Below are 12,983 nucleotides of genomic sequence, written 5' to 3'. Positions count from 1 at the left end.
GCTACGCGTAGCTTGAGCGCGATGATGTCACGTTGCAGTGTTGCGATCTCCAATTTGAGCGAGTTGACCTGCATGAAAACGATGATCGCTCAAACGCACCAGCGCTCAAAGTTTCTCGTCGACCCTCCGGCCGTCCGGGGGGTTGATCGCGCTGGAGATGGCTCTCGGTCCATCCAATCTGTAGAGCCCGTTACGCCGGCCGCCGCCCGGCCCGACCCAAAATGCGCGGGCGACCAGTGGCTCGCTGGTGATTGAATAACCACGCTTCCGCGCCCAGCTCGGCGCATTCGCCACCGCCGGCGGAGGGCTTTGCCTCCATATATTTGGGCCGGCCTGGTGGTTTGCATTGCGAAAAAATCGAAACGAATATCGCCTGGGCCGCTTAAGGGATCGCTGTTCGATGTATTTGACGAGATCCACGTTAGTCTTGCGAAGCAAAGTCAATACAATGCTCTCGCTGCCTGCGCGGCCGGCGCGGCACTTATTGCAAGCGATCCTAATCTTCTAGCTCCGGTTCCCCCGCGTTCGCCATCTCCGCCAATGGCAAATTCTATGCAAGCGCGCATGGATACTGACGCGCGCTGTGCGCCCATGTGATTATCTCGATGCCCGCTACTGCTCTGGCTAACCTGACAGCCGCACTAAAGTTTTTCCGAGTTTCTGCAAGCTAAGAAACAATCCGGACGCCTCAATCAAAAAGATGACCACAAGTGCATGGACAATATACATGCGACTCTCAAACAGGATCAGCGTGCGCTCAAACAGCGTCCGCAGGTATGGAACGGTGTTGAAGAGAAGAACGCATGCCAGTCCCAAAACTAGAGAGCCAACGATGTCGGTCGGATAGTGCCAACCAAAGATGACGCGCGGGACTGCTATGATCACGGCGACCCAGAGAAGGCAGAACAGCCCGACCAATCGATTTTCTAAGAAGATCACTGTAGCGAAGGCAAAAAACAGTGTCGCGGTGTCGCTCGGAAACGAGTCTCTACGACCCCAATCTACAAAGCGCCATTGTGGGTCGATGATATCCAGCTCGGCCATGTTTAAAGGAATGGCTGGGTCCAGAAGTGGGCGTGTATGCGTGGCAAGATGAAATTGTATCCACACGGAGAGGACTGTCGCCACACAAGTCGCAAGGAACCCGGCCAGCATCCGGCAGCGTCGTTCTCTGCTGTCGTCGGCGAACCACAACGCGACAAGAGAAAACAAGACCGGAAATCCCCTGAACAGCGAATTGTTAGCAAGCTCCCACAGGTACCCGTGACTTGCAGCGAACGAGTTGAGCCACAGTAGGAGGTCCCGATCCCAACTGCTGCCTGCCGCTTGACTGAACCTCGCGGAGAAAAACAGAAAACCGAAGATTGCGGCGGCGGCGATGATTAGCGCCGGTGCTGCCTTTTTCGTCATTCCGTCCGCCAAGACCATCGAGCCTGTAAATGTCCCGCCCGGTTGATTTGCGAGTTTCTCAATCAAGGACCGATCCCTTGCGCCCAACCAACCAATGCTGAGCGCTTCCAAGGAGTAGACCATATCGGCCCTGTGCGCCTGGAGGTCCGCACCGAATCCGCAGCACAGGGCCGAAAGGTCCGCTGCTCAGGCCAGCCCCGAGGCAGACGCCTCTATCATGAGCGACCGCGGCCGCCTGTGCACTAAGAAAAAAGGTGGTGGGGAGTCCCCCATGCCGACGAAGAGGCCGATTTGTTGCAAGGCTCGTCACTGCCAAGATCGAGCCCGTCAGAGAGCTGGGACCGAACACGCGAAGTCATACGAACAGCTCGCCCTTTCGGAAAAAGCACTCCAAATTGTCACGCAAAGACGGCCCCGGCCCAAGGGGCTATGAGAGGCCGGGGTCGCTGGAGTGGTGCTTGGTCCTCCGGCTAGCAAGGCCAAGCGAAAACGAGACTCGCTTCAGCACTGTTCCGGGCAGGAACTTAAGGAGATTCGTAAATCCTCTGCGAGCCCCTATCTTCGTTAATGCGTATGGCGTATGAGCTCTGCCTCTTTACCGCCGGCAAGCAGGTCGCCTCAGGGCCGGATTGCCTTCATGAAGTGAAACACGACGGCTACCGGATATTGGGCATCCGGGAGGACAAGCGCGCGCGCCTACTATCGCGCAATCGTGCCGACTGACCAGGCGCTTTCCTTGGATCGCCGAGGCGGCGTTGAAGAACCGCACCCACCCAGCGACGGGAAGGGAGCTATGACAGGAGCTGAGAGCCCTGAATGCCGATTTGGAGCCTTGCCACCTCGCGCGACTGAAGCTGGCGGAACGGGCTCCCGGCCGATCCCAAGAGCCCCCTGCAGCCGGGGCCTTCCCAACTGAGGCGACCTTGTCACATTTCGTGATTGAACTGATTTACTATTGAAAGTTATTTAAATCGCGTTAGGTTAATACATATGACCTGAAGTTTTGGAGATTGCAATGACCGAACGGGACGACGACGATCGCCGCGAATTCCTGAAGACCTGCGGCAAGTTCGCCGCCGTCACGCCTCCGGCCATTACGCTCCTGCTGTCGACGTCTCTCACGTCGGATGCAATTGCTAGGTCGGGCGCCGGACCGGCCGGTCCTCGTGGCAATAATGGCAATGGCAACGGCGGCGGTGACGGCAGCCCTAACGGCAAACCTGATAAAGATCGCTGACAGCGAGGCCGAGAAGCGGCAAAGCGATTCGGGCTTCTTGGATAAAGAAAGAACCTTCCGACAAACTAGAACAAGGCCCGGCCGCTCGTTATTGCCTCAGATACTCCGCAAGCCGCCAGTCCCATGGGACTGGGCCGTGAGGGACATACGTGCGGCCTTGTGCTTGGGGAAGAACCTTCTCGACATAGACTTCGAAGGCGTCGCGATTGATCGGTCCGTCGAGGACCCAGGGGGCGATGATGCCGCTGGAGGTGATTCCGGCCACGAAGGTCGTGGTCTTCCAATGGCCGTGGGGGATCCCGACCTTCAGCCGCTCTCCACGCGGACAGCGGCCGTAGCGGCGGGCCATATTGGTCGAAGCCCAGGTCTCATCGATGAAGACGAGGCGCTTGGGATCAAGCGCAGGCTGGCCCTCGAGCCAATCCTGGCGCCGCTTTACGACGTCCGGCCGGTCCTGCTCGCTGGCGTGTGCGGTCTTTTTTTGCGCGTGATGCCGTGCCGCATCAGGAAGCGACGGAGTGTGCCTTCGCCGAACACCAGCCCCTTTTGGGCCAGGCTCCGGCGCAGCTCCTCGATCGAGACATCCGGCGTCGCCTTCAGCATCGCAAGGATCGTCTCCTTGTGCGCCTCGATGCGGCCGGACCTGCGGTCTCCACCGAGCGCCTTCGGGCGTGCATCACCCTGCTGGCGCTCGCGCATTCCCCACCGGCTCACGCTTGCCGCGCTCACCCCAAACCGTTCACCTGCCTCGCGGTGCGATGCCCCCGCCTTCACCGCGGCCAGAACCCTAACTCGAAGATCCAGCGAAAGAGCCTTCGACATGCCCGCCGGCCTCCAGCCCCGGCAGGCAGTTTGAATCACCTCACAGCTGATTTGGGAATCTTGAGGGTTCTATGAGGTCGCGGGGCAAAGGCCAACCGCGCGCGCGATGGCGCGTGCGACTCATAGAAGCCGGATTGAACGAAGCCGCGGAGTTGTGGCCCTATGGGGATAGTGCGGCGGGTTCGCCTGCGGCGAAGGCGCGCCTGTGATCACCGCGCGTCCGCGCGACCTTCAGCTGATGTGAGGGGTTCCATTGATCGGGCCAAAGGCGCGATCCAGTGAGAGATTTGCGGCGCTGGGATGCGTGGTCGAACGATCGGCCGGGTGTTCGGTGACGAGTGCACCTACGGCGGCTTCGGACGTTGCCACCGCGAAGGTGATCATGGACGGAGTGGATGGTGCAGGCGTGGCTCATGACGTGTCACAACGAAATGGACGGTCGCGGGCGCAGGCTCGCGGGACGACGTCGACGCGCCGCATGGTGCCGCCGCAATGTGGGCAGGCGGGTATCTCGCATTTGGTGAGGGGATCGTCGCCGGCTTCTTGATCAGTCGGAGCGTTGCGGACGGCAAGGAGTTGACGGCAGAGGACGATTTTATCGTTGCGCCCGCCATTGGCGAGGAAGCCATAGTGGCGGATGCGATGGAAGCCGTCCGGCAGGGTGTGCAGGAGGAAGCGACGAATGAACTCACCGGCATCGAGCGTCATCACTTTGGCTTTACGATTCTGCCGATAGTCCTTCCAGGCAAAGCTCACCTTGTCGTCGGCAAGCGAGATCAGCCGACTGTTGGCGATGGCGACGCGATGCGTATAGCGGCCGAGATAAGCCAGCACCTGTTCAGGCCCGCCGAATGGCGGCTTGGCGTAGACGACCCAGTCGGTCCGTCGGAGCTGAGCGAGGCGCTCGGCGAATGCGGCGGGATCGGCGAGATCGCCAAAGAAGCCCAACTGGCCAGCCGCGAAGGCAGCTTGCAGCTCTTGCAGAAACAGGCGGCGGAACAGCCTGGAGAGGACGCGCACCGGCAGGAAGAAGCCGGGCCGGCAAGCGACCCAGTGTGTGCCGTCGAGTGAAGGTCCACCACCAGGCACGACGCAGTGGATATGCGGATGGTGTTGCAGGGTTTGACCCCAAGTATGGAGGACGGCGGTCAGACCGAGCTGAGCGCCAAGATGCTTGGGGTCGGCCGCGATGGTGGTGAGCGTCTCGGCCGCGCAGCGGAACAGAATGGCATAGACCACCGCCTTGTTCTGGAAAGCAATCTCTCTGGCCGGCGCCGGCAAGGTGAAGACGACGTGGAAGTATGGCACGGGAAGGAGTTCGGCTTGTCGCTCGGCAAGCCATTGCGCGCGCGCCGAGCCCTGGCACTTCGGGCAATGCCGATTGCGACAGGAGTTGTAGGCGATCCGGGTGGCACCGCAGTCGTCGCATTGCTCGATGTGGCCGCCAAGCACAGCCGTCCGGCATGCCGTGATCGCGCCCATGACGCGCCGCTCGGCGCGGCCCAGATGTCCGGCACGAGCTTGCCGAAACGTTCGCCGTAGCGGCGGAAGATATCCGCCACTTCCAGAACCGGAGCCATCAGGTTCGCTCAGCCGGGCGGCACGACCTCCAGGCGGAGCCGGTCAAGTGGACTTGGCGTATTGCTGATGGTCTTTGTGGCGACTTGGGTATAGCGCGCCGTGCTGGCCAGACTGGCATGGCCGAGCAGCACCTGGATGATGCGTACGTCGGCCCCGTTCTCCAGCAGATGGGTCGCGAATGTGTGCCGAAGCGTATGCACTGTCACCGACTTGCTCAAGCCAGCCGCAGCACAGGCTGAGCGACAGGCGGCGTGCAGCACATTTGGGACGAGCGGACGCTCGTCGTCGCGGCCGGGAAATAGCCATCGTTTGGGCCGAGTGAGCCGCCAATATGTCCGCAGAATACTCAAAAGCTGCGGCGAGAGCATTACGTAACGGTCCTTGCCGCCCTTGCCGTGCTCGACCCGGATCAACATCCGTTGGCTGTCGATGTCGACAACCTTCAAGAGGACCACTTCCGATACGCGCAAGCCTGCGGCATAGACAGTGGTCAACGCGGTACGGCTCTTGAGGCTCGGGATTGCTTCCAGGAAGCGGACGACCTCGTCGGCGCTCAGCACGACCGGCAGTTTGCGCGGTTTACGCGCATAGGCGATGCGCTCCGGAACGGTGTCATGACCAAGCGTCACACCGTAGAAGAACCGCAGTGCGCAGACGATCTGGTTCAGCGCCGGCCAAGACATCCCCGTCGCAACCAGATGAACCTGGAAGGCGCGGATATCCTCCAGGTCGAGGCGGTCGGGAGAACGACCGAAATATCGGCTCAACTTCGCTACGGCGTTGAGGTAGGATTGCTGCGTCGCCGGTGACAGATTGCGGACCGTCATGTCCTCGATCATGCGGCGGCGAAGCGGACTGATCTCAGCCATCGGAAAACCTTCTGTCTAAAGGGTTGGGCTTCGAAAACCCGCAATCCTCTCAGACAGGAGGCAATCCTTGCTATGCCTCCCTACATGCCGCGCCAGCGGCTTCGTTCAATCCCTTTCGATTCATTCAGCTCGGCGGATGCTCTAACAGGGCGTAGGAGCCAGAGAGCAGAGCAGCAACTCTCTGAAATATGGCGTGAGGAGAACGATCACGAGGGCGTAGCTTTTCGAGTAACGAGGTGATCGGAGCGGCGGCGTAGAAGAAAGAACTATCAGTCCCGGTTAGGTTCGTGCCGAAACCGTCGATAGCGTCGCGGCGCGGGCTCAATGTTCGACAAGTCACCTTCGCCGAGAATCGTATGAACGAGTTCATCGTTCACGACCTTCTCCATCACAAACCGCACAAGCTTGGAGCGAGAAATTCCACGGTCCTTTGCTGCCTTTTGCAAATACTCGACTTCCAAAGGAATGACGATGTTCTTGACGACCACTATCTGCCCTCCCGTGCCTTCTTGCCGTCTTTCCTTTTGGAATGTGCGGCAAACTTGGTGAGAATTGGGGCGCATTGTGACGTTAAACCAATGTATAGGGGCGCATTCCTCCTCTACTGGTAGTCCGCACCAGTACACCCTCAACGACTCGCGCAAAGATCGGAAAAGCGTACAGTCATCGCTAACGGAAACGACACCCGCAAGACTACTGGTGATCGACGTTATCCACGTCTGCCTGTTGCGTATCCCCGCATCGTAGTGTCGGCGCTGCTTAGTATTCCTTCAGCTCCAGGCACAACGAGCAACTTACGACATGCGAAGGCTCATTTTTTCGACGACGGCCCAACCCCGATGGGAGCAGCATCAAAAGAAACACCAATGCGATTTTGCATGGCCCAAACCAGGCGGCATTTCCTTACGGAGCGATCATGTTCAAGCATGAGTTCGAACCGAGAACGTGCGAGCCTCGCGTCCCGGAGTTCGATAGCGGCGCCCTGGTCAGACAGGTTTACGACGCGACACCTGATGCTCGAGCCATCCCCGAACATGATCGCAGGTTCGCCTTCTCTTGGCGGTTGCGCCCTGATGTCGCGAGATTGGGCAGCAGCAAAATCTTTTTCGAACCTCATAGCGTTGAAGGAATTGCGACGTCTCTTTGCGATCCTATGCAGATCGTTGCAGCGTGCACTGCATATATCTCTAGGTGAGACGCATCTCTCTTGCGGGTTGCAGCCAGCGTGCTGTCCGCGTTTCCTTTGGCGTAGTCGCGAAAGGTGTGCTCGGTCTCATTTCTGGACAGCGCACGACCTGGCGCCTGTCAGCTTGGCTTCCTTTAGCTTGGTCGTGGCGCCGGGCTGCCAGATATCCAGCGTGAACAACTCCTACTTGGCGTCAACTTTCTGGCGCATCTGCCGCCCGACTTTTTCCATGTCAGCCGGCAAGGTCATTCGCATCCCTGCAGTGAAAACCTGAGCTGACACCGAAAGAGGCGGAATTCACAGATATCCACTCCACGCCAACTCGCAGTTAGTTGCCACCTCGCACAGTGTAGGCCCAGCCTATGAGGAGCGTGATTCGAGAAGATGATGAATCTGGAGCAATTCAAGGACATGTCCATTGATGAGCTGTGGGATCTCCACAGCGTCGTCGAAGCTATTCTTGCGGCGAGGCTCATTGCCAAGAAGGACGAACTTGAAAAGCGTTTGGGGCTACTCCACACGAAGTCCCCGATCGGCCGCCAGTCAGAGCATTGATCTGCCGAAGGCTGCAAGATCGGTTTAGATCGGCGCCTGGACAACGGCGCCACGCTCGTCGCAAGTTTCGCCAAGCGGCATGGCGGACTGAAAAATCGCCGAATCCGAACGGAGACGGCAAAATTTAAACAATTAAATGCGCGATAAAACAAAAAATAATATAGAATAAACATTTAATTTGGGTTATGATGAGCCAATTGTGCCGGACGGACGCACAAGGATCTCGGAAGAGACGACTCCAGCATCCCGCTTTAGCCCCAGGATGCAGGAGCCGTTTCTCCGAGTACTCGGGTGAGAAGTATCGGTTTGAGCGTGCTCCAGGCGCTGGCCAAGATGCGAAGACAAGATTTTAGAAGCTGGTGAACACTGAGCGTCACCGGGCTTTGTCGCTCAACTTTGAACTTAACCGGAAACGAGTTGAAGAGGCGAGGCTATCTCCTCGATTGCCGCTGGCCATGCAGAAGCAAATCGCAATTGCCCTTTGGTCGTTGGCCGCCGCATGCGTGCTGGCCTTTATCTTCGCGGCGATCGTCTCGGGCCGCGAGTTCCGTAGCGCCCATAAGCGTGCGAGCACGGGAACAACCCAAGTTTCAAGTTCGCTCAGCGGTGGCCTGTAACCGACAGGTGAAGCATGCAGAAAGACCGTGATCATCCCGGACACGTTGCCGCGCGAAGATGGGCGATCGCTTGGTCAGCAGCTCCGAGCCTTCCACACGGCACAGCCCCGTACCATAGCGGCCGATTGAACAAGTCGGTCTTGAGTACATGCCGAGATATCGAACCGGCTCGTCGCACGCTCGCGAACGAAAATGACGGTCATGAGCCATTAGAGCCTTTCCCGGATGGCTGGTGGGCTTCGTCATGAAAGTTTTCCTCCCGGTTTCACCTCGATGCGAGAACCAATCGTAGATTGGTCCTTGATTGTAGGTGGCTTTTGCATCGCCTCCGTCTGCCTCACATCGGAGCTTATTCGGGTCCACTTCACGGCCGAGAAACAAGGATCGGCGGTACGGAAATTGTCTTGACCAGCGTACCTGCGAATACATTGACCTCATCGAGTCGCAAATTCAGGGCGAACGCAACGACCTCCAGTTGTTGGACCTAGTTCTCCAGCCGTACTCCTGATGCTGGATCGTTGTGGCAATATCGATGTCTTTGCCGGCCGACAGTCGCCAGGCTGCCACCCCGAAGCACAAGGTCAGGGTCAGTGCGAGGGCGAGCAGAAGCATGGAGAGGAAATGGCTCACGCGTGTATACCCGCAAGATCTGAAACTAACAGTGAGAACGAGCACATAGGCGCGATTCGGAAAATGCAGGCGATCTGACCCATTGGCCGTTTTCCATTGGCCAAAGGCGCTCACGATCGCGATCGTGATTGAGACGTGCGCAACAACCGTCCGCCAAGTTGGTAAGTTGGACGACAGCGTCAATGACGACTAGTATGGGATACCTCATGCCCGCGAGGACCCCCGAGATGGCCTAGACGACTGCTTTTTCGATCTGCCCCACAAAAACAACGAAAGATCGATTGCATGCGGCATGCCGGCCGGCCGAAGAGACGGAAACCAGCGGTCCGCCGCTTCACGTTGGAGAGCCCTCGCTTTACGGAAGACAAGCGACGATCGCGAGAACTACGTCGGCGCCGAGGTCACCCGAATACATCGACAAGAACAACTCGGCGCCAAACTGCAATTGCTTTGAGCGTGATCATTTTGAAATCCCTCGCCAAAAGAGGGGCAACTAGACCCGCACTGTTTCCGGATTGCTTCGGGGAAGCGGCAAATGATTTCGTTCACCAACCCGTTATCTGCGAAGGTATCCACAGGCTGGCGATGGGAGCATCAGCGAGCCTTCAATCCAAAACACCAGGCCTTATCTGTCCCACGGCCGTCCCAGGGTCACGTTCAGAGACATTTTTAACAAAGATCTGCTGACCGCGCAGTGTGAAATAGGTTATTTCCACAACCACAAAAGAGGCTAATATGATGGCATTAACTGGTAAGGTCATTTGATGCTATATATTGTGAGGGGCCAATGGATGTTTATAGTGCGCGTCTCCATCGCGTTTTTCGGAAAGGCCAAAAGCTGAAAGATACAATGCTGGAGATCCAGCGGCTACGCAGGCTTATCAACCTGGCAGAGGCCGAAGTGAGAAGCAGACATCAGCACGGCCGGCACAAGACGGAACAACCTCAGGCTCGTTATAGATACGAGCGCCGCAACGAGCGCCAATTCTCACTGACCTCTCTTCGAGGAGGATTCCGATGAGACTAGCTCTGCCTTATACCGGCCTTGCAGTTTGTCTCGCAGTCTCGGCCTGGCTTACCTTCGTTCACATTTTATAGGGCGATCAAAGCAAGTGCTCCGCCATGAGGCCTCAATGGCGACCAGCCAACAGGCTTGGCTCGCTGCCGCCGCGCACAATTGCGCCGCGTAGCCGTAAGCCTCGCAGATGACCCGGTAGCTGCGGCTCGTCAGCGAGTCGACGAGGGCCGGTCTCAGATTCTCCTTGTGGCTTTCATCGGTGTAGCCCTGTCAGAAGGCGAGCAGGTCACGGGCGCCGGTTCGCGTATTTCACCCAACCTCATCTTCACGGGACGGCCGCGAGGATGCAACGAAGGTCGGACTCTCCCCTCAGGCTCAAGCACGGCTTTTGGAGCGGATGGAGCTCGAGCTCGAAGAGCTGGAATCGTCAGCAATCGATGATGAACTGGCGGTCGAAGTCTGCGGCTCGGAAAGCAGTCGCCGTGCTCAGGTTTCCACGGCGCTGGGCCACTCATTGGAAATTGGCGCTGTCTGGTGGATGTGGCCCAGCAATGACCGGGCCGCCTGTTCAATGCCCGCCGGAGCGCCGCCGCGCGCTCAAGAACCTGCGGAGCCGGGTGTCGAAGGTCGAGGAGAGCAAAGTGGCAAGACGCCGGCGACGCCTGCTTCTCCATAATGCGCCTTGTTGGGCTGTCACCCGGCAAAGGGCGAGCGGCGCGTAGAGATCAACGAAGCACTACGCAGTGATGGGCGCGCTCGATCCTGCGGGATTCGGATTATCTGCGATTGGCGGGAGTGAGGAGCCGGCCGTGCGCTGTTCGACATGCTGCCGAAGGGCGTCATTAGCCAAGTGCTCCCAGAACTCAGCCTCGGCGAGAAGCTTCCAGCTTCGATCAGGATAATGCGCAGAAGTCTGTCGGCACAGCAACGCCATCGCGCGCAAGCGGCGTACGGTCTCCATCCACTCCTCCCATTAGTTTTCCCCACCTTATTTTCCGTTTTGCTTGGGAGCAATTATTATTATACCGAATAATCAATTTTAACTTTCAAGGTGGCACGATTCGAAGGCAAGCAACTCACGCTTTGCTTTCAAATCGCCTCTCGAGCGCCCGACTGCCGGACATAGTTGAAGCGACGCCTCAATAAAACGAGATAAGCAGATCCAACTCAGTTGGAGCGCATGATCAGCGGCAGCGCGTCGCCGGCGGTCGTGTAGCTCGGTAGAGCAAAGCCACTTGGAAGCCATCGCTAGGATTGGACGCGCGTGCGGTAACTCGTCCCACACCGGTGTCGTCGCATCCGCGAGGCCGAGCCCGATCTCCGTCTTTCTCCGGAGCTTCGCGCTTCCGCCCTTCGTACTTTCTCTCGGAGCCTCTCCAATTGAGCAAGCAGGCTAACGAGTGCGATGGCCGTGTGACGCAGAACAGCCAGGCGGCTGCAAACCCCGCTACTCACTACAGTACCCCCAAACACGTCCTTGCTGGATCAGCGACGGGAACCTTGATCTTGTGACAACGTACCGGCGTGACGTCTAGCCGAGGGATCGTCAGAACGTTCGCTTTGCGACAATGCGCCGAAATATGGACGTCTCTTCAAAAACCTTCTTCAATATAAGAACTTCATGGATGCATGCGACATGACGCGAGTGAGGACTGAGCGCTCGATGATCAAGAATCTCCTGAAGCCCGGCTCGCAATTGAGCCGGTGCATGCCGGCGGCAACGCCGCTCCAGCTGAATTCAGCAAGCGTGGTGTCAGATGAGGCCGTCCGCCCGAATTGGCGTGATGTCGCTTAGTTCGGCTCCGCGTCCGTGTCCAAACACGCTACGCATCGGCTCAACGCGCGGCAACGAACATTTCCACGGCCCGAACGATCGGCTGCTCGACCCAGGCCTCGCGAGCGAACCAGTTGTGATTGGCACGACAGTCCGGGCAGTGAGTATTGCCAAAAAACACAACGCTCCGCAGGAAAGTCTCACGGTCGGACTTGATACCAGTTGGAATCACACGACCAGTTTGCGGGCATTTGACCATGACCATACCCATGTGAGCCTCCCTTGGAAATTTATTCGTTGTTGAAGCGAAGAGGACCGGCCGGCTGAGGTGCATCGTCATCAGTGCGGGTTACTTGGGGGCATCGCGCACTGGGGGTCGTTTGTTCGAGCAAAGGGCGGCGTGCTCGTGACGGTGCTTCTCCAACCGGCCGGATCGCTGCTTGAGCGATTCCTTGGATGCTGCCGGAATCTGGCTCGGCAGCGCGTGAGTATCGATTATGCGGCCGCGCCCGAGAACTCCTTGGGCGCCATTGAAAACTGGCCTAGCTGAGCGGATGCGGAATTGTGTCTCGCGACGAAAACGATCATGTCGCCCGTGATGGGCCAATCGGCTAACTCGATCACTGGCTTCGCTCCCACGCTCGTCTACCAGGCAAATATTCGTTGTCGGATTTTAATGTGCAAACTAAAGTCGGCGCTGTCGGTCTGGTTTGCGACTCTTGTTCAGATTTATTTTGTGCCGTTGTTCGTGCGGCGAGGAAGGCAATTGAAGGCGTCAGGCTCAACAGCGCCGGGCCCTTGATCGACGGCTTCCGTCCCCTCTATCGCTTCGATGCAATGTGCTTCTTTGTCTTTGAATGGTCGCGTCCGGTTCGAAGATGAAACAAATTTTTATTATACGGTAAAGATATAATTGCGTTGTTAATTGCCGCCAATGGCGTAAGCTGATTTCTTCAGATTTTTCGGTCGGAGGTGACGATGTGGGAATCAATTCATAAGCACGATTCCGCCTCGGCTGCGCAGCAATTGGCCCAAATGCGCGAGGAATTAGCGAGCATCGGCGAAAAGGAGCGCGTTCTAAGAGAGCGGAGTGCTGCTCGAGAAGTTTACCGGTATTTGCTGGAAGCTCACCGGTTGATCGCGCGGACGAGCTTTCTCGAAGAACAAGTGTCGAATATTCCTCCACCTGCGGCGGGCGAGGGTAGTCAGCTGGCGGCATGACTGGGGTCAGGTTGTCATTTTGAAACGAAGCGCAGCCGGGGACGTGCACCCGCGCCGGATGAG

10 protein-coding genes and 2 pseudogenes are annotated in these 12,983 nt (G+C 58.0%); 5 read left to right on the top strand and 7 right to left on the bottom strand.

From position 1 onward, the window contains the following. Positions 1-624: 624 nt before the first annotated feature. Positions 625-1,476, bottom strand: coding sequence for a phosphatase PAP2 family protein (locus tag LRP30_RS29450; protein WP_249757009.1), 852 nt, complete (start codon positions 1,474-1,476; stop codon positions 625-627). Positions 1,477-2,425: 949 nt separating this feature from the next. Here LRP30_RS29450 and LRP30_RS29445 point away from each other — a divergent pair. Next, the gene (locus LRP30_RS29445; RefSeq protein ID WP_249757008.1) at positions 2,426-2,647 is read left to right on the top strand and encodes a hypothetical protein; all 222 of its coding nucleotides are present in this window, start codon (positions 2,426-2,428) and stop codon (positions 2,645-2,647) included. 157 nt (positions 2,648-2,804) lie between these two features. Here the strand turns inward: LRP30_RS29445 and LRP30_RS29440 are convergent. From LRP30_RS29440 to LRP30_RS29420, 5 genes and pseudogenes are all read right to left on the bottom strand, one after another. Further along, a pseudogene (locus LRP30_RS29440) lies at positions 2,805-3,469 on the bottom strand (IS630 family transposase); the annotation flags it as partial. 411 nt (positions 3,470-3,880) lie between these two features. Beyond that, positions 3,881-5,052: pseudogene (locus LRP30_RS29435) on the bottom strand (IS91 family transposase). A 6-nt stretch (positions 5,053-5,058) separates the two neighbouring features. Beyond that, positions 5,059-5,919, bottom strand: a complete 861-nt coding sequence (locus tag LRP30_RS29430; protein WP_249757007.1) for a site-specific integrase — start codon at positions 5,917-5,919, stop codon at positions 5,059-5,061. Positions 5,920-6,188: 269 nt separating this feature from the next. Beyond that, the gene (locus LRP30_RS29425) at positions 6,189-6,407 is read right to left on the bottom strand and encodes a hypothetical protein (protein WP_249757006.1); all 219 of its coding nucleotides are present in this window, start codon (positions 6,405-6,407) and stop codon (positions 6,189-6,191) included. A gap of 323 nt (positions 6,408-6,730) precedes the next feature. Further along, a complete protein-coding gene (locus LRP30_RS29420; protein WP_249761853.1) occupies positions 6,731-6,955 on the bottom strand; it encodes a PilZ domain-containing protein in 225 nt (74 codons plus the stop codon). 534 nt (positions 6,956-7,489) lie between these two features. On the opposite strand from LRP30_RS29420, the gene LRP30_RS29415 reads away from it, so the two are divergent. The 3 genes from LRP30_RS29415 to LRP30_RS29405 all read left to right on the top strand — a co-directional run bounded on the left by LRP30_RS29415 (position 7,490) and on the right by LRP30_RS29405 (position 10,601). Next, positions 7,490-7,660 carry a hypothetical protein gene (locus tag LRP30_RS29415; RefSeq protein ID WP_164934580.1) on the top strand — a complete coding sequence of 57 codons (171 nt, stop codon included), beginning with the start codon at positions 7,490-7,492 and terminating at the stop codon, positions 7,658-7,660. A 359-nt stretch (positions 7,661-8,019) separates the two neighbouring features. Beyond that, positions 8,020-8,277 carry a hypothetical protein gene (locus tag LRP30_RS29410; RefSeq protein WP_249757005.1) on the top strand — a complete coding sequence of 86 codons (258 nt, stop codon included), beginning with the start codon at positions 8,020-8,022 and terminating at the stop codon, positions 8,275-8,277. Positions 8,278-10,322: 2,045 nt separating this feature from the next. Further along, positions 10,323-10,601: a hypothetical protein gene (locus tag LRP30_RS29405; RefSeq protein ID WP_249757004.1), complete on the top strand. Its 279-nt coding sequence runs from the start codon at positions 10,323-10,325 to the stop codon at positions 10,599-10,601. A 1,159-nt stretch (positions 10,602-11,760) separates the two neighbouring features. Here LRP30_RS29405 and LRP30_RS29400 read toward each other — a convergent pair. Then, entirely contained in the window at positions 11,761-11,970 is a 210-nt protein-coding gene (locus LRP30_RS29400; RefSeq protein ID WP_249757003.1) for a hypothetical protein, read from the bottom strand. A gap of 707 nt (positions 11,971-12,677) precedes the next feature. Between LRP30_RS29400 and LRP30_RS29395 the strand changes: the two genes are divergently transcribed. Further along, positions 12,678-12,920 carry a hypothetical protein gene (locus LRP30_RS29395; RefSeq protein ID WP_249757002.1) on the top strand — a complete coding sequence of 81 codons (243 nt, stop codon included), beginning with the start codon at positions 12,678-12,680 and terminating at the stop codon, positions 12,918-12,920. Positions 12,921-12,983 lie beyond the last annotated feature (63 nt).

Source organism: Bradyrhizobium sp. C-145 (genome assembly GCF_023375135.1).
In the GTDB taxonomy this organism is placed as follows: domain Bacteria; phylum Pseudomonadota; class Alphaproteobacteria; order Rhizobiales; family Xanthobacteraceae; genus Bradyrhizobium; species Bradyrhizobium zhanjiangense.
Note: the sequence above shows the minus strand (reverse complement) of the source record. Positions and strands in the feature narration are given on the sequence as shown.